We start from the raw sequence: 19,856 nt of genomic DNA on the forward strand, positions 1-19,856 counted from the left end.
ACAGCGGCTCCCCGCGCAACGCGCCCGCGGATGCCGTGCACGGCCTCCTCGCCCTGGACGGCACCCCGCCGTCCGAGATCCTCCGGCGGGGCCGGTGGCAGGTGCGCCAGTACGGCGGACGCGTCGTCCACGGCCAGGTGGTCTCCGCCGGGCCTGCCGCCCCGTCGGCGGACGGGGACCTGCGCTTCACCGTCACCCTGGCCGACGGCCGCAGCATCACCGCCCGCCGCATCCTGGTGGCCACCGGCCTCACGGATCTGCTGCCACAGGTGCCCGGGCTCGCCGAGCACTGGGGACACCGTGTGGTGCACTGCCCTTACTGCCACGGCTGGGAGGTGCGCGACGAGCCCATCGGCATCCTCGCCACCGGCCCGGCCTCCATCAACCACGCGTATCTCTTCCGTCAGCTGACCGAGGACCTGACCTACTTCACCCACGGCACCGACCTGGACGAGGACAGCCGCGCCCGCTTCGCCGCCCGCGGCATCCGCGTCATCGACACCCCCATCACCGAGGTCGTCGACGACGAGGACGATGCCCTCGCCGGGGTGCGCCTGGCCGACGGCCAAGTCGTGGCCCGCCGCGTCCTCGCGGTCGCCGCGCCGATGCAGGCCCGCACCCAGGGCCTGGAAGGGCTGGGCCTGCCGGTTCAGGAACTGCCGGGCAAGGGCCACGGTTTCGCCTCCGGCCTGTCCGGCAGCACCGACGTGCCGGGTGTGTGGGTGGCCGGCAACGCCACCGATCTGGTCGCCCAGGTCGGAGCCTCCGCAGCAGCCGGCGCACTGGCCGGCGCCGACATCAACAGGATGCTGGCCATCGCGGACACCGACGCGGCCCTCCAGAAGACCGCCGAGGCAAGCCCACAAGGCGCCACAGGATGATCTTGAAGCCCGGAGATCTCAGCCCGCCACCCGCTCACCTCACGGGCAATCAAGCCCTTCCGCTCGTCTGCCCCGTCCCCTTCAGGAGCTACTGATGCCCCTCCTTGCGAACACCCCCGTGGAGAAAATGACCGGGCCTTACGCGCGGCGCTGGTGGGCGCTGCTCGTGCTGTGTCTGAGTCTGCTGATCACGGTGATGGCGAACACGTCGCTGATCGTTGCCGCCCCCGACATGACCACCGACCTGGGCCTGAGCAGCAGTGATCTGCAGTGGGTCGTCGACAGTTACACCGTTCCGTACGCGGCGCTGATGCTGGTGCTGGGCGCGATCGGCGACAAGTACAGCCGGCGCGGCGCGCTGGTGCTGGGTCTGCTGATCTTCGCCGGCGGTTCGGTGATGGGGAGCATGGTCGACGAGACCTCACTGGTCATCGTGGCCCGCGCGATCATGGGTGTCGGTGCCGCGGTCGTGATGCCGGCCACGCTGTCCCTGGTGGTCGCGACCTTCCCCCGCAGCGAGCGGGCCAAGGCCATCACCGCCTGGGCCGCGACCTCCGGGGTCGCGGTGGCCGTCGGCCCGCTGGTCTCCGGCTGGCTGCTGGAGGACCACGCCTGGGGCTCGACCTTCCTGATCAACGTGCCGATCTCCCTGCTCGCCGTGGTCGGCGCGCTCGCCCTGGTACCGCCGTCCAAGGCGCAGGGCATGGGCCGGATCGACTACGTCGGCGGTCTGCTGTCGATCGTCTCGGTCGGCTCCCTGATCTACGCCGCCATCGAGGGCCCGCACTCCGGCTGGGGCGCCGGCCCCGTCACCGCCGCCGTCATCGCCGGCGTGGGTCTGGCCGCCTTCGTCGCCTGGGAGCTGCGGCACCCGCACCCGATGCTGAACGTCCGCAGGTTCGCGCTGCGGCCCTTCACCGGCTCGATGCTCGCGGTGATGTTCTTCTTCTTCGGCATGTTCGCCGTGCTCTACTACTCGACGCAGTTCCTCCAGTTCGTCCTCGGCTACGACGCCCTGGACACGGGCCTGCGGCTGCTGCCGCTGGGCGGAGCGGTGTTCCTCGGGTCCGCGGTGACCGGGATGCTCACCCCGAAGCTGGGGGTGAAGGTGATGGTCGTGACCGGCCTGGTCATCGGCACGGCGGGCATGTTCCTGCTCACCCAGATCGACAAGGGATCGACGTACGGGGACTTCCTGACGCCGCTGATGATGCTGGGCCTCGCGCTCGGACTGGCCATCTCCCCGGCGACCGACACGATCATGGGCTCCTTCCCCGAGTCCGAACTGGGCGTCGGCGGCGGTGTCAACGACACCGCGCTGGAGCTGGGCGGGGCGCTGGGCATCGCGGTGCTGGGCTCGCTGCTGGGCACGGCCTACCGGGACGAGCTGACCGATCTGGTGGGCAACCGGCTCCCGGGCGAGGCGATGGAGATCGCCAAGGACTCGGTCGGCGCCGGCCTGGCCGTCGCGCAGCGGGTCGCGCAGGATCCCTCCGCCGGGCCCCAGCAGGCCCAGGCCGCCGTGGACGCCGTCCACCAGGCCTTCGCCCACGGAGTCGCCCAGACCAGCCTCATCGGCGGGATCATTATGGCCGCCGGAACACTGATCGTCCTCACGGTCATGCCGGGCCGACGCGGGTTCGCGAAGAGCGCCGAGCCGGGGGCCGAGAAGGGGGCCGGGACGGCAGCGAGCGAGGCGGCGACCGCGCGGGAGCACACCGGGTCCACCCGCTAGATCGCCGGCGGGGCGTCCGCTTGGTCACCGGGGACGCGCCCGCCGGAGCGTCGGGCACCGCCTGCGCCGGATCGCCCGCCAGGCACGTCGGGCAGCAGCCCGGCGGCGCAAGACGCGCAGGGCACGGGCGTGGGGTCCAGACGAGAGTCTGCCCCCGCCGCTACCGCTCACCGTCAGTCCGTCCGCGACCTGCGGGGAAGTCTTCTGGCTGCCCCTTTGCCGGGGCCGGACCTCCCCCTGGGCGACTTCTGCCCGTTCCCGTCTCATACCTCGGAGAAGCCATGCCGGACAACAACGTCCACGACGGCGACCTCACTCGCACCAGAGCCCGAGGGGTCACCACGTCGTCGGCCGGCCCCGGTGCGTCCCAGACCATCTCGCTCAAGGCCATCTCGCTCAAGGCGATCAAACCCGCAGGAATGACAGGAATGAAGGGAACGACATGACGTACGACTACGACGTTCTGGTCATCGGCTCCGGCTTCGGCGGCTCGGTATCCTCCTGGGACGCACACAACTCCGCTTCTCGCCCGACCCGGGCAGGGTCGCGCTCAATTGCCCCGCTGAGCAGGCGGCTTTCCGCCTCATGCCCGCCCGTGCGCCGGCACTCGGGAGCCGACCTGCTCGGCGGCGATGAGCCGCCGGTAGTTCGGGCACTGGGTGACGTCCTCATACTCGCAGTGCAGGCAACCCTCGATGAGCTCCAATGAGGCCCGGGCGGCGGCTCGCCTCGATCGGGGCTCTTCGGCCTCGGCACGCAGGATCTCGTGCCGAGTAGCGCGCTCGACGCTGGCGGACAGGCTCCTGATGGTGTCCAGGCCCAGGCCGGCCTCCTTGTCTCTGAGGATCGCCGCCACGCGCGTGAGGTCGTCCGCGCCGTAGCGGCGGCGTCCGCCTGCGTCCCGTACGGGGTGCAGCAGGCCCATCGACTCCCAATGCCGCAGGACGTGCGCGGCGAGACCGAACCGTGCCGCGAGAGTGCCGATGTCTCCACTTGACTCCATGTCAACACTAAGTCCTAGCCCGGCGCCCATGTCCAAGAACCAGGAAACGCAGGAAACGATGGAAGAGCACCGCAACACCGAGGCCATGCTGGCCCTCCTCGACGCGATGGACCAGATGCCGAGCGCCATCCTGCTGCGGGCTCGCTCCTACGAACTGCTGTCTCTTGTCCCGGGCTCGTCCGTCGTGGACGTCGGCTGCGGTGCCGGGCGGGCCGTCGCCGAGCTGGCCGAGCGTGGCGTCCACGCCGTGGGCGTGGATCCCGATCCATGGATGCTGGCCGAGGCCCGGAAACGGTGGCCGGCGGCCGAGTTCCGGGAGGCGGGGGCGGAGGATCTGCCGTTCGCCGACGGAAGCGTGCGCGGCTACCGTGCCGACAAGGTCCTCCAATTTCTTCAGGAGCCGTGGCGCGCGGTGGCGGAAGCGAGGCGTGTCCTCTGCCCGGGCGGCAGGATCGTCCTGGTCGGGCAGGACTGGGACGCCATCATGGTCGACTCCGATGACGCGGAGCTCACCCGCACGATCGTGCACGCCCGCGCCGACCTCCTGAGCACGCCCCGCGCCGGCCGCCAGTACCGCAACCTGCTCCTGGACGGCGGCTTCGACGACGTCACCGTCGAGGTGCACACCAGCGTGTTCACCGATCCTGCGATGCTGCCGTTGCCCACCATGCTCGCCGAGCGGGCCTGCAGGAGCGGTGCCGTCGGCCGTGACCAGGCCGATGAATGGCTCGCCGAACAGCACCGACGCGCCGAGGCCGACCGCTTCCTCATCGCCATTCCGTTCTTCGTGGCTGCCGCCTCCGCCTAGAGAGTGCGGCGTAGCGACGGTCGCCCGTCGTCGCACTCCGCTATGCCGCACCCGCCGCTGCTCGCACCCACGCGGCGGCGTCGTGCCACCGCCCTGCGGCCCTGCTCGCGCCCCCGCCTCTGAGCCTCGCGCTCCCACGGCGCCGCTCGCGCCGGCACCCCTCTGCCGCCGTCACCCTCCGCTGCTCGCACCCTCGCGACGGAGCCACGCACGTCGAACCCGTCCCCCTCAAGGCGTAGGCCTGAGCCCCAGGTTCTCGGCCGACTGGCGGAGGGCCTCGACCACGGCCGCGGTTCGGGATTGTGGGCTGGACGGGGAAGTGGGCCATACGGCCGGGATGCGGCGGTGGCCTGCCACCGGGACCGTGGGCAGGGCCACGGTTTCGGGTGGGGCGCCCGCAAGGGCGAGGGTGGGGGCCACGCTCGGGCCGCGGCCCGCCCGGACCAGGCACAGTGCGGTGGGGAACTCCCGAGCGGTGTGGGCGCGGCTCGAAGTGTAGGCGTACTGCGCGGAGTTGCGCGCGAGGGCACGGCCGCACGCCGTGCCGGGCGGGGCGGTCACCCAGGGGCTCATCAGAGACGCTGTGATCGCCGAGCCGGTCACGGCCCGCCGCCGGACCGTGGGGATGCTGCAGCAGCGCTATGGCGCCAGCCCGCACTGGCCTGTCCTCGCTCAGGCCCTGGACCCGATGCCGGATACCTTCGCCACCGGCCGGACCGCGGCGGTCGCCGAGACTTCCACTCGCGTCCTGCTGGACCTGCTCGGTTGGAAGGGCACGATCCTCACCAGCAGCCAACTCCCTTCCCGGCCGGGACGATCCCAGCGGCTCGCCGACCTCGCTGCCGTGACTGGTGCCCGCGCGTATCTGTGCGGAACCGCGGCATGGCCTATCTCGATGAGGCCCCGTTCGTCGCCCGGAACATCACCGTGGCGCCGTTCCGGCCGCCGATGATCAATATCAGTCCTGCGGTCGCCGGTTCAGTGCCCTGTGGGCCCTCGCGACCCACGGCCCGGACGACGTGGCCGACCGCCTCCATGCCCTCGCCGCCGACCAGGCCGCCCTCGGTCCGCCGCCTGACCACGGCTATCCCTTCTTCAAGGAAGGGGAGCACGTACCAGCGAACGTCCTCAGCCGCGTACGACTTTATCGTGCACTATCGCGTACCCCCCGAAAAAAAGTGCTCAGCCGCTTGCCCGTTGAAGGTCGGAGCTCGGCGTCGCTGCGTGACAGCCTGGGCCTTCAGCCGACGGGCGGGCGGATCGGGACGACGTTGTCGGGGAGAGGCTGCTGCGGGCCGTCGGGTTGCCGGAGGATGAGGACGGCTGCCGCGAGGGCCATCTGCTCCGCTCGACGCCGGGACTCGGCCTCGGCAGTCCGGGAGTCCTTGAGAGCCTGCTTCAGGCGGACAACCTCTTTACGCAGCCGCCTTTCGACCTCAGGCGTCTGGTGCGTTTCCGTACGCACCCGCGCGTAGAACTCCTCCTTGAGGTCGGCGTGGCGCTTTTGTAGAGCCATGCGGTGAACACCGGCCTCTGCGGCGAGCGCGACCACCGTGAGGCTGCCGTTGGAGCTGGTGTGCTGGCCAGCCAGGAGGCGGTCCATCGCCGCGCGGATGCGGGAGCGTTCGTCCGCGTGCGGCTGGTTCATGCGATGGCCTCCTCGGCGGACTGGGCGGCGGAGTCGTGGGCCGGGCTGTGGTCTGCGCGGCGGCGAGAGCGGTCTCGACGTCGAGCTCCCCGTGGAACCCCCTGCGACCGCAGTTGCCGTAGCCACTGGAGGTGCGGGCATCCAGGACGGTGCGCATGTGTCCGTACTGGATGGCGAGGGCGACCAGGCCGCCGGGGCGGCGGGCGATATGCCAAGCCAAAGTTCTGCGCAGGCGACTCAGTCCAAGGACGTTGCCAAGGTGCCGTGGGGCTGAACACCGTGGCGCGACCATGCGTCAGGATAGGCCGTATTTACGGACGTCGGCTGCAAGCCGCTAACGACGCCTAACGACAAGACGTTTCCGGACCATTAGGCCAAGCTGACCACTTTTATTTGGAGTCGTAAGGGAGTCGAGGGCTACACGCGGCAGCTGTCGATATGGGTGACTTCGCGGTAGTCGACGATGGTGGGGCTGGCCATGGACTCCCGATAGACGAGGACGGCACGGCCGTAGGGCCAGGCGCTGTCGTTGCCGAAGTTCTGCTGGGCTTCGGAGCAGCTGCCGAACATCAGGCCGCGGACGATGTCAGTGAATCCGGTGTCGTCACGGTAGTCCTGTCCTTCCGGGTAGATGCCGGGGCCGAAGGTGACGAACATGGTCTGGGCTTCGGGGTTGAAGGTCACGGTTACGGTGTCGCCCATGTACTGCTGTCCTCGAAGCACTGGCTCCGCATCCGTGATCAGATGCCCTGCGGCAGTCTTCTCGGCCGAGGTGGCCGGCAGCCGGGCTGCGGCCCATTCGTCCACGTTGGGCTGGGCGTTGTCGCTGCGGGTGTAGGCAGGTGAGGGGGCACTGGCGCGTTGGGGCGTTGCTGGCCCCGAGGGGGAGGCCGTAGCCGGGCTGGTTGTCCGGGAGGTGGACTGCTGCGCCGCGGCGGTGGCAGTGGCGGCGCTCGTGTGGCTGCTCGGTGTGGGGGCCTGGCCGTGGGCGGCGTTTGACGATTGAGAGGCAGCCGCGAGGGCACCGCCGAGACTACCGAGGACGGCGGCGGCCACGGCGACCGTCAGATACAAGCGTGTGCGGTTGTTGCGCCAGGGCGGGGTGGGCCAGGCGGGTTCGGCTTCAGGTGTCAGGTCCCAGTGCGCGCTGACGAGGTCGGATACCAGGGTGGGCTGCTGGTCGCCGGGCGTGAGGACGGAAGTTGCCTGGGCTGCGAGCAACTCGGTGCATTCACCCACAAGTTCAGCAGCGCTCGGCCTGTCCGACGGGTCCTTGGACAGAGCCTTGGCCACCAGGCGCCGCAGGCCGGTCGGTACGCCGTCCAGGTCGGGCTCGGCTTGCATAACGCGGAAGGCCACCGCATCAGCGGCGCCGCCGCCGAAGGGGAGACGGGCAGTGGCTGCGTGGGCGACCAGGGCTCCCCAGGCAAACACGTCGCCTGGGGAGCCGACGGCGCCGGTGCGGTAGTGCTCGGGACTGATCCAGCCGGGAGTGCCGGTCATCACCCCGGTGCGGGTGACCGACGTGCCGTCCAGGGCGTGGGCGATGCCGAAGTCCAGGACTTGCGGTCCGGAGGGAGCCAGGATGACGTTCTGCGGCTTCACGTCCCGGTGGATGACGCCCTGGGCGTGCACGGCGGCGAGTGCGGCCGCGGTGCCGGCAGCCAGCGCATACAGACGCCCCCCGGACAAGGGGCCGTTGGCCGTCACGTGCTCGTCGAGGGTGAGGCCGGGGATGTAGGGCGTGACAAGCCAGGGCGTCGCAGCTTGCGTGTCGGCGTCGCGGACCGGAACCAGGCACGGCCCGGTGACGCGCTGGGAGAGTTGCACTTCCCGCCGGAACCGAGCACGGAACTCATCGTCTGCGGCCTGTCCCGGATGCACGACCTTGACGGCGACCCGCTCGCCAGTAGCCGTGAGAGCGGCGTACACCGTGCCCATACCGCCGGATCCCAGCCGCCCCACGATGCGGTAGGGACCCACCCGGCGCGGATCGCCGGGCTGGACCGGCTGAACACGGTTGGACACAACGGCTCCCCCAGATAACTCACGGCCAACATGGGCCGCAACAATGGGCAGATCGTATCGACGTCACGCGCCACGCAGCCCAAGAACCACAGCCCTCACCAGCCGTGCGCCCGACCTGGCGGCGAAGGAAGAGGCGCAGCGCTCGGTCACAGGTGCGCCGCGAACGAGATGCTCGCGCTGAACTCAACACCCCTTGGGGCGCTGCGGAATCGAGTGGAATGCCTCGCCGAAAACAGTGACCGTCAGCCCCTCTGCAATCTTCGGCGGGCGGGCATAGGTGTCCCAGGTTTCGTTGAACCGGGCGTGACGCGAGAGGGATTGGACTGTCTTCGGATCATGCTGACCTGGGCCGCCGAGAGTGGAGGTGTAGAAGCTCTTGAGATCATGGAAACGGGCGCTTTCAGGGAGAGCGGCCCGGGCGACGACCCGTTGCCACTTCTCGTTGAAGTCGCTGCTCTGCACGGGCCTCCCGTATCGGTTGGTCACGATGAGTCCTTCGTCAAGTGGCTCCATGTGACCCCGAGCCCGACGCTTGCGCGCTGCGTCGTGGGTGATCGGTTCCGGCTCGCTGAAGTTGGCCACATGCGTCGCCAATTGCTCGATCAGGAAATGATCCACAGGCAGGGTCGCGTAGCTGGCCTTCGTTTTGAGCGGTGCGGCCTTGCCGCGCTGACGCTGCTCTAGGACGTGGAGGAGGTCCTCCTGCCAGCCCACGCACGCCCGTGTCAGGCCCAGTGCCTCGCCGGCGCGTAGTCCTGCGCATGCGCCGAGCCAGACCAGGATCTCGTAGCGCGGCTCGATCTCTTGCATGGCCACGGCGGCTGCGGCCACCTGCTCGGGAGTCAGGGAGACTCTGCTGCCCTCGATTTCAGGGAGTTCGATGCGGGACACGATGTTTGCGGGCAGCGGAATGTCTTCGTCCATCATGTAGTGGATGAGAATGCGCCACGTCTTGAAAATCTGGACAATCGTGCGGGCTGATCTGAGGCCGGGTTTTTCCAGCAGGTGATCGATGAAGGCCATCGAATCGCGCCGCCGCAGCGATGCTGGCAGGCGGTTTCCCGCGAACGGGAGAATGTGGTTGTGGAGGTGGCTCTCGTAGGTGTTGATCGTGCTGGGTCTCTTTTTCTTCTTCCGTTTACGCTCGATCATCTGCGCTCCGAAGAATGCGACCCGTGGACCGCGTTTCGACTGGCCCTCGCCCGTCGCGGTCGCATCTTGGTTCGCCAGCTGGCCGAGCCGGTCGAGGGATTCCTCCCAGGTAGCGAACGACTCTCTGTGCTCTTTTCTGAGGTGATCGACGTAGCGAGCCTGCCAGCGGAGCCCTCGTCCGTGGTCCGCTGAGGGGTAAAGGGGACGGTTCCTGGTCCCGCACTTACAGGGTGTGTCACCTCGGTGGGGTTTTGGATATGACTTGTGCCATCGATCGAATGGCAACACGGGTCTGGCCATATGTTCTCGTTCATTGCTAGGGAGCTGGTGGCCTGCTGTCACACCTGGGTCTGGCCGTTTACGTCGGGCGAGGTGCATGGGCGAGTGGTGCCGTAGTCGCACGACCATTCACGTGTGCTCACGTGCAGGATTTCCAGCCTGAAGCCCGATTATGCACAGCTGTTCATGGTCTGAGGGAAGCTGCGCGGGTGGTGTCGCTGTGTGCCACCACGCGAACCGTCACCAGATCCCCGACTCCTGTCCCTCGGCATGCAGATTCGACGCCTCAGGGAAGACCGGGGATACACCTTGGAAGGGCTCGCGGAGCGCAGCGGGTTGAGTTTCCGCGGACTCATCTATATCGAGCATGGGCAGCGCAGCCCCAGCGTGCTCACCCTTCTGGACATCGCTGCCGGGCTCGATGTGCAGCCGGGGGAACTCGTCAACCACATCACCCGGGAGGAATCCGGCAAGCCCGAGTCTCAGTAGTCCGAGGGTAATCGAACGTCCTCGAATTTCCTCCTGGGGTGTGGTGAGCTCGTAGGGGCTGTTGGGCGTCGCGATGAACGCAATCCGTGATGTCGCCCGACTCGCCAGTTCCGGCAATCAGCCTCCGCTGAGGCGACTGGACCGAGACCAGTCCACCGCCGGAGGCCGGACACGCCTGCTCCTCCACGTCCTGCTGGCGAGCCCGCTCGATAGCCACGCCGGATGGGCTGTCCTGACCGCTTGGCTTCTGAGGCTGTTGCCGGACCTGACCCAGAGCCCCTTGAAGGGGGTTACCCGTCTCACCGATCCCCTTGCCCACGTCCCGTGCGTCGCCCAGCCAGCCCCTGTGCCTGACGCGTCGGCGGATGCAGAACATGGGCAGTGCCGTCCGTTGCGGGATCGATCCAGAGCGCCAAGGGCGAGACCCACGCGGCCACGCTCATCCTCGAATGCCTGGAACGCAGCGGCAAGAAGTACGACGTACACGAGGTCCTCGGACTCCTGAGCCAGCAACAGGACGCCTCCCAGGCTCTGGTCACGGTCCAGCGTGCGGCGCAGCTCGTCTTCGTGGGTGCCACCCGCCCGACCCACCTGCTCGCCTTCGCAACGCACTGCAAGAGAGCCGAACGGTACGTCGAGGCGATGACGGCCCGCGGCTGGTCCGTCCACGACATCAGCGTGTGCTGAGCCCGCGGTAGAGGGCTGTGGCCAGAGTGTCTCTCTGTTCGCAGCCTGCGTCGTCTCGTAACGCTCTGCGCCAAGGCCACTGCCCCCTCCATGGCAGGCAGACGAAGAGGGAGGAACACCGGATCGCCTTCATGTCCGGAAATGGTTGTGCGCGAGTTCCATCACATTGCCTGGCGTGCAGTAGCCATGGATTCTGAAAGGCTTGCCACAGTGGCAGGCGTTTGGGGGATGTGATGGCCCGCCCGGCAGTACGAGATGGCAGCGATCCCAAAGCCGTCCGCGACACTCGCGTATTGATCGACTGTCTGCAGGAGCTGGTGCGGGGCGCCGTCTCCAAGACCATCCGCAACTGTGACAAGTACTTGGAAACGGTGTGGCTCGCGGATGTCCCCGACGGGACCGTGCGTCGTGCTGCGGACGCCGATCCTCGCATCATGGTCGTCAAACACCGTCCGCCCAAAGAACCACCGCAGCTGCCAGCGATACTTCACGGCAGGGTGTCCGCAGAGGCAGCCGCAACGGCTGGTCCGCAGGCTCCCGGACTGATCGACGACACGTCGAATGAGCGTCAACCGGCCGACGAAGTCCAGGCTGGTGTGGAGGAAGACCAGCTGGTCCTGGAGAGCGGCAGCTCTGCCGAACGCAAGGCGTACGAGGCCTGGGCCGCCAAGTGGATGCGATGGTCGCAGGATGAGCTGGCGGCCGAGCCCCAGCGGCGACTGCACCAGCGTCTGTACCGGATGGCCAAGAGGGTCGAGCAGGACAGTGACACCTTCGAAGTGGTCCTGGCTGTAGGTCTCTTGCAGCTCGGGGCCGACCGTCCCTCGGCCCGGGTCCGCCGGCACATCGTGACAACACCGGTGACCCTCACCGTGGAGCCGGCATCGATCAACGTGACCGTTTCTCTGCTGCCAGAACACCCCGGGCGCCTGGAAGACACCGAATTCCTCAGCGAGTCCGACGGCTACACGTCGGAGCTGCTGGGGGTCGTGCGCTCCGCTGTCGAGGACCAGCTCAGCAGCAAGGACCTGCGGCGCTCCCTGCTCACCTACATGGTGAGCCCGCCACCGCCGTACACACACCCCCACCAGCCCGCCAACGTCAGCGCGGACCGCCACTGCGAGCCCTTCGACTCACTCTTCGAGCAGCGCGTCTTCCTGTGCATCAAGGAACGCGGCTACGACGTAGTACCCCAGTGGGAAGTCAACGGAAAACGCATCGACCTCGTCGTCACGGGAGGCCACGGACGCCTCGCAGTCGAGTGCGACGGAAGCCCCTACCACTCCACCCCGAAGCAGATCCAAGACGACGCCGAGCGCGAGCGGGAGCTACGGCGTGCCGGCTGGACGTTCTGGCGCATACGCAGCAGCGCCTTCGCCCTCTCACCCGAAGAGGCCCTGGAGCCTTTGTGGGAACGCCTGACCGAACTGGGCATCCACCCGCGCACCGTCCGCGAGACAACCGACGACGACGCACTGACAGACCTGACCTGGACTCCGGTCGGCCTGGCCGAGGCCGAGCCCGACGAAGACGCGGACCCCTACGACGGCGAACCGGACGAAGACAGCGAGGGACACTGACATGGACAACTTCGACGACAGCACGCTCGAAGAACTCGCCGCCATGATCTGCGGAGACGAGCCGGGCATGAAACGCCGAGCCGGCTGGGAACTCGCTCCGTTCCTCCGCAGGGCCGGCTGGCAAGACGTCCCCGACCACGACGGCAGCCCGCGCCACCGCTGGGTCCACACCATCCTGCGCGAACGGCAGGAAGACCAGGCGGGGGACACCGAACTTGTAATCCTGCGCCTGGCCGACCGGCGCGAATACCAACAACAACTCGCCGACTACGACGCCGTCATCCAACGCCTCCAGGAAGTCCTCGCCCTCGAAGGCCGCCGCGTCGACTACCGCAAGGGCAACCCCGTTCTCATCGAGTACGACCCCGACGAACCCCCTCGCCCCCAGCGCGTAGAGCTGAAGGTAGCCATCACCGACATCGTCTCCGACCCCGACCTGGCCCGCGCCGTTCAGCTACGCCTCGACGAAGCCCGTATCTGCCAAGAACACGGCGCCTACACCTCCGCCGTCATCATGCTCGGGAGCCTCCTCGAAGGCGTCCTCGTCCACGCCGCCGACGTAAGGCCCGCGACCGTGCCGCTGACCCGGCCCGCCCGCGACACACGGCTGCAGGAGCTCATTCAGCACGCCCACACCAACCAGTGGATCGATCAAGACGCAAAAATGGCCTCGGACATGCTGCGGACCTACCGCAACCTGGTCCACCCCCTTGCAGAGAAGCGAGCCAAACACAGCGCGGACTTCGACACCGCCGACCTCTGCTGGTCCACAGTCAACGCCGTGCTCAACGACCTGGCGGCAAGCAACCCTCAATAGGCGTCGATAACGGCGTTGGCAGGTTGGAGAGTTGTCCTTCCTTTCCTTCCGCACATCTGTCAACGCTGCGAGGTCGGTTCGACCTACCGTCCCGCCTGGCGGCGGACCGAGCGATTCCAGGGCAGGGCCGCAGTCGGCGTTGGTGGCAGGTACCTGCCACCGGCTCGACGGCCGGCGCCACTCATCAAGCCGCCGTCGGCCAGGCCCCAGGGCCTCGGCGTTCGCCGGATACATCCGATTTCATCACATGACGGTGTAGAGGGTGCGCGGCAGGGAACAAGCCTCCGACCTCGGGGATTTCTTGGGTGTGGCCCGCCCTCTGGCCGGGCAGAAATGGATCACGCGACAGCTGATGCCCTCTATGGTCTTGGCATGGCCAAGGTCTGCGTCTTCTGCGGGGGCACCCCTCTGACGAAGGAGCACGTCCTACCGCGCTGGCTCAAGGTCGCACTCGATCCGACGGTCCGGCGACACCGGTACATCCGGTTGAGCGTGGACGCGGTCCGACACCACGACGCTCCGCCGCTGAACGAGCAAGTGAAGGTGGTCTGCTCCGACTGCAACAGCGGCTGGATGAACCAGTTGGAGGAGAACGTCAGGTACTTCCTACCTGACCTAATCCGCGGAAACCTGTGCACCCTCGACGCTGAGGCTCAGCGAGCGCTTGCGGCATGGTCTCTAAAGACCATGCTCATGTTTCAGCACACGCACCCTGCGGACGCGCGAGGCGTAATTCCGGCGGGTGACTTCACTTCGTTCCACGAGACCCGTGAGCCCACGAGGTCGATGCTCGGACGTCTGGGTTTCATGAACTATCCGCCTGACGACGCCGTTCCTCTCGTGGACACGCAGTGTCAGGGCTACAGCACCGACGGAGTCCGCCGTACCGCATGGATCACCACTCTCAAGATCGGCTGCATGGTCGTACAGATCATTCGAGCCCCGGATGTCGCTGCGGGCAAGAGGCTGGCTCCCTTCGACTTCTTGCCCTCGTTGCGCACGATATGGCCTACGAATGAACTCATCGAGTGGCCGCTGCCGGCGGCGATTCCGTACGAGATGATGCCAGCCCTGGCACACCCGGATGACCTTGACCTGACGATCATGCCTGCCTAGGACAGAATCCTGTCGCGCCTGTAGCGCAGGCACCGCTACCGTCCTGACATGGACGATTCCCTCTGCGGCAGAAGAGTCCGGGGGCCGCGCGCCGTGGATCATCCCGCCGGGAACCGTTGTCCAGCGTCGTGAGCTTCACCACGTTTACGGCGGAAGCCGGTCAGGCATCGGTGGCTCCAGCGGCAGCACTCCGAACACCTTCCTGTTCGTGGGTGCGGCACCCACCTCGGACCTGCGGCCGACTCCATGGTGGGAGGGCGATGTGTTAGTGGTGCCCGGCTGTCTTCTGAACGGTGATTATGTCAGCTCGGAGAATCAGATGCTGATCCATCACCTGCGACGCGGCCTGCCGCTGCGGGTGTTCGAGCAGCAGGGCCGACTATTCCGGTACGTCGGTGAATTCACCGTAGATCAGGAGAAGCCCGTCGAGTCCTGGATCCTCACCGGTGTGCACAAGCCGGTGGGGCGTTCGACGAACGCGACGTGGGAGGTGCAGTTTCCGCTGCTTCGGCTGCGTCAGCTGACCGGTAGTCCCTGCTTCCACATTGCAGCCCCACCGTTTGAGGATGCACCTCGCATGGACCTAGAGCTCCTCTGGTCCGGCACGCGTCGGGTCCCGGGTTCGAAGAACGCTGGGCAAGAGGATCAGGGGCGCACGGGAATCGAAGCCGGGCGCCGCAGCCTGAGACGCTTGCTCAGTATCGTCCAACGTGAACCGGAAACTCTGGAAGCACTAGGCCAATCGATGATGCCCAGGCTCTGACCATGTTGTTGCAGCACGCTCAGCGCAGGGCAGGTCTGGCAGCACTCAGGAAGGTCGTCGAGAATCCTGAGGCGTTGGAGCGAGATCTTCAACAGGCCTTGCAGGGGCAGTTCTGGATATTCGGCGGAGAGTATGCGGGGGAAGCGGCCCGACGCAGGCTGGTGCCGGGCGACGAGGTCGACATCCCGCTGATCCGCGGGGACGGCAGCGTGACGATCGTTGAGATCAAGCGCGCGATGGCGCTGCCAGGACCGCTGGTCAAGCGGTACCGTAACGGCTGGATCCCCAGTGCACAGATCCATGACGCCGTTGGTCAGGCCCTCAACTACCTTGTGCGTTTGGACGAGCAGCGCCTGACCATTCTGAATCAGTTCGGCCTTGAGACGCGCTGGGCCCGGGCCCTTGTCCTCGTCGGCCATCCCGCAGCACAACCTGGAGTGCCAGAGGGCGCTATCAACGAGGTACTGCGCACCGCTAACACTCACCTGAGCCGGATCGATGTCCTGACATACAAGGAACTCTTGGATAATGCCGAACGCTCACTCGGGGGGCCGTAGACCGACTGATTGCTGGCCGCTCACACGAAGGCCGCGGCTGCGAGGCAACAAGCTTGCCGCCCAACAGAAAGGCTCCAGATACCGGCGTGAATTAGAGGGCCGTACCGCTGCCGCGTGGACAAGGACCCACGACTCGCCCGCCCCCTCAACCCTTCTCCCGCTACGGACCGACCTGTAAAATCCTGCACCTGCGGCAGCGAGGAATGCGGCATGCACATCAAGGTCCTCGCCCTGATCGAGAGCGGTCTGCAACTACTTCTCGTTTCCGGTCACATCACTTGAGTCCGACGAGTGGAGCGTCGAATCCGAAGTTGCCGCCCAGTCATTAGGGTGTGAAATGGGCAGCAGGCGAAACTGTTGCGTGTGCGTGCTGTCGTACGGCGTGACAGCGTCCTTCATGCGCGTGTGATCTCTGATCAGCAGCATCTCGATCACGCGGGCAGCCGTCTCCAAATCGTCCGCTATGGTTCCGGCTTCAGTGGCTGTGGGAGACAGAACAGAGCCGTTCGCGTCCTGGTCCACGTAAAACCCTCGCTGTTTGGCGAGATTGGCCTCGACAGCAGCGATTCCTGCTTCCTCCTGCCGCCTTCTGTGCGCTTCCTCCCATGCCTCATAGCCCAGACCCGCTTCGGGCGTTGCGCTGTAGTCGCTCCAGAACTCAGCGAGTTCGTCACCGAAGACAACGGCCTCAAGGTACTTCCGTGTGTGGCTACGTCCGTGCTGAGCCAGCGCCTTCACCACTTGAGACGCTTCATCCCCCCGGCTCCAAGAGTTCTCGAAGGCGTCATAGATCCAGAGCGCCTTGCCCAGTTCCTCCTGTGCCAGGACGGTGAGGGACCGTGCCCGCCCGTAGGACCCAGCGGTCAGCAAAATGTGAGCGTCGGTGATCAGAGAAGAGGCGTTGTCCATCAACGCCTTCCAGAAGACTCGTGCATGCTGCGGGCTCAACTCGACCATGGCTTAAGTGTGTCCTGCCCTTTCGCATCGGATCCACGGAGGCCTCCATCGCCCCGCTGCTGCTAAACAGTCTCCCCCTTCTTCCACCCGTCACTACAGCCGTTTATCTTCGGAGGCTTCTCTGCGGGCTCGGATGTCAGTCCCCACTGCGATGATGCACGTGTGACAGAACGGGCAAGAACAGTGGTGTGGCTGCTGGTTGCGCTCTTCGGCCTGGCGGCCGTGGGGCTGGGCATCGTGGCGACGGTTGTCGATCTCGACACGTCTGCGCAACTGGCCACCGTGGCCGGATCGGTTGGCGGCTTCCTCGGATTCGCGTTGAGCGGCTACGCCCTTCTGCGGCCGCCTGCCGCTGGCAGCGGCAGAATCGCTGCGACCGCGACAGGAACGCGGTCCGTCGCGGCGGGCGGCAGCATCGGGCGAGCAGTTACAGGCGACCGCGCCAGCCTTACAGCAGGTCCTGTGACACCGGCGGCAGGAACTTCGGGTTCGGCGCAGGCCAACGGGGAACGGGGGATCGCGGCTGGGGGCGAGGTCGGCGAGGCCATCACCGGAGACGACACGCGCTCATGAACCGGTGGAAGAAATCTGAAGCAGCGCCGGATCCACAGAGTTCGTTCTCGGACGGCAGTCCTCTGCCATCGGTCTCTGGCGCCACAGCGTCGGGAGCCCGGTCTGTTGCAGCCGCAGGCAGTATCGGCGCGGCCACCACGGGCGACAACAGTCCCCTGAGCGTGACGGTACACGCGCTGGCGCCGCTGCCCACCGCGCTTGATTCCCTTCCCGCTGCACCCGCGATGCTCAGCGGCCGGGAAGCGGAGATCGGCAGTGTCCTGTCGGCCCTTCGACCCCACGCCGTGTCGCGGCACGATCCGGACTCGTCGGGAGACACGCCCGACGCCGCCTCGACGCCGCCCGATGTCCTGCCGCCAGTACTCGTGACCTCGATCGCAGGTCTTGCCGGAGTGGGCAAGACCGCACTTGCCCTGGCGGCTGGGCATGCCGCAACGGGAGCCGGTTGGTTCAACGGCAGCCTCTTCGTTGATCTGCATGGATATGACGAGAGCCCGGTCCAGCCCGGGCAGGCTCTGGAGGCGTTTCTGCGGGCTCTGGGGGTCGGTCCTGACAGCATTCCTGCGGCGGTCGAGGAACGCGCGGCCATGTACCGGTCAGCGCTGGCTGCCCTGGCGGGGGAGGGGCAGCGTCTGCTGATTGTGGCCGACAATGCCTCCAGTGCCGACCAGGTTCGTCTCCTGCTTCCCGGCAACCACGCGCACCGGTTCCTGATCACCTCCCGGCATACGCTGCCCACGCTCAACGCACGCCTCGTCGAACTGGGCGTGCTCGAACCCCGCGCCGCAGTGGCCCTCTTGCGTCAGACCCTCCAGATGGCGAACCCCGACGACCCGCGGGCCATCGAGGCCGGCACGGGCATCGACGAACTGGCAAGCCTGTGCGGGTATCTGCCGCTGGCTCTGCACATCAGCGCCGCTCTGCTGATTCTGGAGCCTCACCAGACAGTTGCCGAACTAGCGGCAGAGTTGGCCACGGCCCGATCACGGCTTGGCTTCCTCGACGACGGTGAACGTGCTGTACGCGCCTCCTTCGATCTCTCCTGCCGCCGACTGCCCCCGGGCCACGCCAGCCTCTTCTCCCTCATGGCCCTCAATCCCGGTCCCGACATGGGTCTCGACGCAGTGGCGGTCCTCGCCGACCGCCCAGTGCCAGCGGTTCGCGCCATACTGCGCAACCTCGTTCAGGCGCACCTGATCGATTGCGTGAACCGGCGTTGGTCGATGCACGATCTCGTCCGTGAGTACGCCACCGAACTGGGGCACAGCACGCTCAACGCGGCAGCGGACACTGTCACCGGTGGAGCCGGACGGGATACGGCGACGACCTATGCTATTGAGCATCGTCGGCTACTTGAGTACTACTCCACGTCCACCGTCGCCGCGAGTGCACACCTCAGCGTGCAGGCAGACCTACCTGTACCAGACAAGTTCGCCGACCGGGATGAGGCGCTTGCCTGGCTGGATGGTGAGCGCGCCAACCTGACGGGTTCTGTAGCCGCGGCAGCGGCCACCGGGCAGCAAGACATTGCCATCAAGCTTCCGGTGGTCCTCTACGACTACCTCGTCTGGCGTGGGTACTTCGACGACCTGATCGCGGTCACAACGACCGCCTGCGCCATGGCTCACCAGGCAGGAGCACTCGCCGCAGAGGCAGGCGCGTGGAACAACCTCGGCATCGCATTGAGCGGTGCCTCACGCTACGCCGAAGCTCTCGCCGCCTACGAGCGGGCCATCGCGCTTTTTGCTTCACTCGACGATCACCACGAACGTGGTAAAGCTCTCAACGGGAAGGGCTCTGCCCTGCACGACTCCGGGCAACCTGCAGAGGCGTTGCTGGTCCACCAGGAGGCTCTCACCATCCAGCGAGCCGTAGGGGATCTGCGTGAACAGGCCGCAGTGCTGAACAACCTTTCCCTGGACCATCAGGAGCTGGAGAACTACGCAGAGGCGTGTGCAACAGCAGAGGAGGCCGCCTCCCTTTTTCGACGTCTCGGCGACCCCACGAATGAAGCGAATGCACTGTGCGCGGCGGCTTTCGCGCTGCAAGCCTCGGGACGGCCTGAGGCGGCACAGGCTTCTTGCCAACGCGCCGTCGAGGCCAGCCGTGCGGTGGGGAACCCTCTCGTTGAGGCGGCGATTCTCATGACCTGTACTCAGCTGGACGACCTCACACCACAGCAACAGATCGCCTACTTTTTGCAGGCAGAGGAGGCCTGCAAGCAAGCCAACGCCCGCGACCTCCACGCCCATGCGTTGTGCGGTATCGGCATGGCCTTGACCACGTTGGGTGACAGAGACCAGGCCGTCACCTACTTCGTGCGGGCGGAGCGCATGTTCGAAGACCTCGGCCTCATGGAGGAAGTAGGGCAAATGGGCGACCTGCTCGCCGCCCTCCAAACCTAACCATTGGTCTGGCGCCCTACTCATTGCGCCTTTGCCTGGGGCCGGGTGAGGTCGGGTGGGTAGCCCTTTGCACGAAGCCAGGTGTCGAGAGCCAGGGCGACGATGTCGCCGTGGGGAACGTCGTGGTCGGCGTTGTAGCGGCGGATGCGTCGCTGGAGTTGCAGGATGTCAGGGACGGCGTAGTTGAGCTGTCCGCGCTTGATGTTGCGGTTGCCGATGACCGCGAGAGTGTCTGGATGAGGGGTGAGTGGATCGTCGGCGGGCTCGGACTGGGCTTCGAGTGTGTCGGCCATGTCGCGTAGCCGACGGGCGTGGTGGGAGAGGTCGGGCACGAAGGCTGCTCCGATCGGTCTGTATAGGCGGCTAGTTAGCCGCCTA

General features: G+C 66.8%; 21 protein-coding genes and 1 pseudogene. 14 read left to right on the forward strand and 8 right to left on the reverse strand.

Going from position 1 to position 19,856, the window contains the following annotated elements; genetic code table 11:
* The 3 genes from ABZ464_RS49625 to ABZ464_RS49635 form a co-directional block, all read left to right on the forward strand.
* The coding region (locus tag ABZ464_RS49625) for an NAD(P)/FAD-dependent oxidoreductase (protein WP_359289148.1) at window positions 1–881 on the forward strand (881 nt) is incomplete at its 5' end.
* A 94-nt stretch (window positions 882–975) separates the two neighbouring features.
* A complete protein-coding gene (locus tag ABZ464_RS49630) occupies window positions 976–2,616 on the forward strand; it encodes an MFS transporter (RefSeq protein WP_359289150.1) in 1,641 nt (546 codons plus the stop codon).
* A gap of 281 nt (window positions 2,617–2,897) precedes the next feature.
* The gene (locus tag ABZ464_RS49635; protein WP_359289152.1) at window positions 2,898–3,062 is read left to right on the forward strand and encodes a hypothetical protein; all 165 of its coding nucleotides are present in this window, start codon (window positions 2,898–2,900) and stop codon (window positions 3,060–3,062) included.
* Window positions 3,063–3,199: 137 nt separating this feature from the next.
* Here ABZ464_RS49635 and ABZ464_RS49640 read toward each other — a convergent pair whose 3' ends face one another.
* A complete protein-coding gene (locus ABZ464_RS49640; RefSeq protein ID WP_359289155.1) occupies window positions 3,200–3,619 on the reverse strand; it encodes a MerR family transcriptional regulator in 420 nt (139 codons plus the stop codon).
* Between the two features lie 28 nt (window positions 3,620–3,647).
* Between ABZ464_RS49640 and ABZ464_RS49645 the strand changes: the two genes are divergently transcribed.
* The gene (locus tag ABZ464_RS49645; RefSeq protein WP_359289157.1) at window positions 3,648–4,427 is read left to right on the forward strand and encodes a methyltransferase domain-containing protein; all 780 of its coding nucleotides are present in this window, start codon (window positions 3,648–3,650) and stop codon (window positions 4,425–4,427) included.
* A 228-nt stretch (window positions 4,428–4,655) separates the two neighbouring features.
* Here the strand turns inward: ABZ464_RS49645 and ABZ464_RS49650 are convergent, their stop codons facing one another.
* Window positions 4,656–5,000, reverse strand: a complete 345-nt coding sequence (locus ABZ464_RS49650; RefSeq protein ID WP_359289159.1) for a LysR substrate-binding domain-containing protein — start codon at window positions 4,998–5,000, stop codon at window positions 4,656–4,658.
* 10 nt (window positions 5,001–5,010) lie between these two features.
* On the opposite strand from ABZ464_RS49650, the gene ABZ464_RS49655 reads away from it, so the two are divergent.
* The gene (locus tag ABZ464_RS49655) at window positions 5,011–5,379 is read left to right on the forward strand and encodes a WbqC family protein (RefSeq protein ID WP_359289161.1); all 369 of its coding nucleotides are present in this window, start codon (window positions 5,011–5,013) and stop codon (window positions 5,377–5,379) included.
* A 288-nt stretch (window positions 5,380–5,667) separates the two neighbouring features.
* Here the strand turns inward: ABZ464_RS49655 and ABZ464_RS49660 are convergent, their stop codons facing one another.
* The 4 genes and pseudogenes from ABZ464_RS49660 to ABZ464_RS49675 all read right to left on the reverse strand — a co-directional run bounded on the left by ABZ464_RS49660 (window position 5,668) and on the right by ABZ464_RS49675 (window position 9,255).
* Entirely contained in the window at window positions 5,668–6,075 is a 408-nt protein-coding gene (locus ABZ464_RS49660; protein WP_359289163.1) for a hypothetical protein, read from the reverse strand.
* Between the two features lie 40 nt (window positions 6,076–6,115).
* Window positions 6,116–6,322: pseudogene (locus tag ABZ464_RS49665) on the reverse strand (integrase); the annotation flags it as partial.
* A 170-nt stretch (window positions 6,323–6,492) separates the two neighbouring features.
* The gene (locus ABZ464_RS49670; RefSeq protein ID WP_359289164.1) at window positions 6,493–8,103 is read right to left on the reverse strand and encodes a serine/threonine-protein kinase; all 1,611 of its coding nucleotides are present in this window, start codon (window positions 8,101–8,103) and stop codon (window positions 6,493–6,495) included.
* Window positions 8,104–8,286: 183 nt separating this feature from the next.
* Entirely contained in the window at window positions 8,287–9,255 is a 969-nt protein-coding gene (locus tag ABZ464_RS49675) for a tyrosine-type recombinase/integrase (RefSeq protein ID WP_359289165.1), read from the reverse strand.
* Between the two features lie 549 nt (window positions 9,256–9,804).
* Between ABZ464_RS49675 and ABZ464_RS49680 the strand changes: the two genes are divergently transcribed.
* The 7 genes from ABZ464_RS49680 (at window position 9,805) to ABZ464_RS49710 (ending at window position 15,543) form a co-directional block, all read left to right on the forward strand.
* The gene (locus tag ABZ464_RS49680; protein WP_359289166.1) at window positions 9,805–10,023 is read left to right on the forward strand and encodes a helix-turn-helix transcriptional regulator; all 219 of its coding nucleotides are present in this window, start codon (window positions 9,805–9,807) and stop codon (window positions 10,021–10,023) included.
* Window positions 10,024–10,404: 381 nt separating this feature from the next.
* A complete protein-coding gene (locus ABZ464_RS49685; protein WP_359289168.1) occupies window positions 10,405–10,710 on the forward strand; it encodes a hypothetical protein in 306 nt (101 codons plus the stop codon).
* A gap of 233 nt (window positions 10,711–10,943) precedes the next feature.
* Window positions 10,944–12,290, forward strand: a complete 1,347-nt coding sequence (locus tag ABZ464_RS49690; protein ID WP_359289170.1) for a hypothetical protein — start codon at window positions 10,944–10,946, stop codon at window positions 12,288–12,290.
* A 1-nt stretch (window position 12,291) separates the two neighbouring features.
* Complete coding sequence (locus ABZ464_RS49695) at window positions 12,292–13,107, forward strand: hypothetical protein (protein WP_359289172.1); 816 nt, start codon at window positions 12,292–12,294, stop codon at window positions 13,105–13,107.
* A gap of 372 nt (window positions 13,108–13,479) precedes the next feature.
* A complete protein-coding gene (locus tag ABZ464_RS49700) occupies window positions 13,480–14,223 on the forward strand; it encodes a hypothetical protein (protein WP_359289174.1) in 744 nt (247 codons plus the stop codon).
* 208 nt (window positions 14,224–14,431) lie between these two features.
* Complete coding sequence (locus ABZ464_RS49705; protein WP_359289176.1) at window positions 14,432–14,986, forward strand: hypothetical protein; 555 nt, start codon at window positions 14,432–14,434, stop codon at window positions 14,984–14,986.
* 2 nt (window positions 14,987–14,988) lie between these two features.
* Window positions 14,989–15,543, forward strand: coding sequence for a Shedu anti-phage system protein SduA domain-containing protein (locus ABZ464_RS49710; protein ID WP_359289178.1), 555 nt, complete (start codon window positions 14,989–14,991; stop codon window positions 15,541–15,543).
* 252 nt (window positions 15,544–15,795) lie between these two features.
* On the opposite strand, the gene ABZ464_RS49715 is transcribed toward ABZ464_RS49710, so the two are convergent.
* Window positions 15,796–16,500, reverse strand: coding sequence for an AbiV family abortive infection protein (locus tag ABZ464_RS49715; RefSeq protein WP_359289179.1), 705 nt, complete (start codon window positions 16,498–16,500; stop codon window positions 15,796–15,798).
* 162 nt (window positions 16,501–16,662) lie between these two features.
* Between ABZ464_RS49715 and ABZ464_RS49720 the strand changes: the two genes are divergently transcribed.
* Entirely contained in the window at window positions 16,663–17,073 is a 411-nt protein-coding gene (locus ABZ464_RS49720) for a hypothetical protein (RefSeq protein WP_359289181.1), read from the forward strand.
* A 161-nt stretch (window positions 17,074–17,234) separates the two neighbouring features.
* Window positions 17,235–19,478 carry a tetratricopeptide repeat protein gene (locus ABZ464_RS49725; RefSeq protein ID WP_359289184.1) on the forward strand — a complete coding sequence of 748 codons (2,244 nt, stop codon included), beginning with the start codon at window positions 17,235–17,237 and terminating at the stop codon, window positions 19,476–19,478.
* 20 nt (window positions 19,479–19,498) lie between these two features.
* Here the strand turns inward: ABZ464_RS49725 and ABZ464_RS49730 are convergent, their stop codons facing one another.
* A complete protein-coding gene (locus ABZ464_RS49730; protein ID WP_359289186.1) occupies window positions 19,499–19,771 on the reverse strand; it encodes a hypothetical protein in 273 nt (90 codons plus the stop codon).
* Window positions 19,772–19,856 lie beyond the last annotated feature (85 nt).

The organism is Streptomyces sp. NPDC005820 (genome assembly GCF_040630255.1).
Classification (GTDB): domain Bacteria; phylum Actinomycetota; class Actinomycetes; order Streptomycetales; family Streptomycetaceae; genus Streptomyces.

Excerpts from the sequence above, each read along its gene's own strand:
- ABZ464_RS49680 (WP_359289166.1), top strand. The coding sequence starts at position 9,805 with ATGCAGATTCGACGCCTCAGGGAAGACCGGGGATACACCTTGGAAGGG.
- ABZ464_RS49645 (WP_359289157.1), top strand. The coding sequence starts at position 3,648 with ATGTCCAAGAACCAGGAAACGCAGGAAACGATGGAAGAGCACCGCAAC.
- ABZ464_RS49630 (WP_359289150.1), top strand. The coding sequence starts at position 976 with ATGCCCCTCCTTGCGAACACCCCCGTGGAGAAAATGACCGGGCCTTAC.
- ABZ464_RS49695 (WP_359289172.1), top strand. The coding sequence starts at position 12,292 with ATGGACAACTTCGACGACAGCACGCTCGAAGAACTCGCCGCCATGATC.
- ABZ464_RS49650 (WP_359289159.1), bottom strand. The coding sequence starts at position 5,000 with ATGAGCCCCTGGGTGACCGCCCCGCCCGGCACGGCGTGCGGCCGTGCC.
- ABZ464_RS49710 (WP_359289178.1), top strand. The coding sequence starts at position 14,989 with ATGTTGTTGCAGCACGCTCAGCGCAGGGCAGGTCTGGCAGCACTCAGG.
- ABZ464_RS49660 (WP_359289163.1), bottom strand. The coding sequence starts at position 6,075 with ATGAACCAGCCGCACGCGGACGAACGCTCCCGCATCCGCGCGGCGATG.
- ABZ464_RS49715 (WP_359289179.1), bottom strand. The coding sequence starts at position 16,500 with ATGGTCGAGTTGAGCCCGCAGCATGCACGAGTCTTCTGGAAGGCGTTG.
- ABZ464_RS49675 (WP_359289165.1), bottom strand. The coding sequence starts at position 9,255 with ATGATCGAGCGTAAACGGAAGAAGAAAAAGAGACCCAGCACGATCAAC.
- ABZ464_RS49730 (WP_359289186.1), bottom strand. The coding sequence starts at position 19,771 with ATGGCCGACACACTCGAAGCCCAGTCCGAGCCCGCCGACGATCCACTC.
- ABZ464_RS49690 (WP_359289170.1), top strand. The coding sequence starts at position 10,944 with ATGGCCCGCCCGGCAGTACGAGATGGCAGCGATCCCAAAGCCGTCCGC.
- ABZ464_RS49640 (WP_359289155.1), bottom strand. The coding sequence starts at position 3,619 with ATGGAGTCAAGTGGAGACATCGGCACTCTCGCGGCACGGTTCGGTCTC.
- ABZ464_RS49700 (WP_359289174.1), top strand. The coding sequence starts at position 13,480 with ATGGCCAAGGTCTGCGTCTTCTGCGGGGGCACCCCTCTGACGAAGGAG.
- ABZ464_RS49635 (WP_359289152.1), top strand. The coding sequence starts at position 2,898 with ATGCCGGACAACAACGTCCACGACGGCGACCTCACTCGCACCAGAGCC.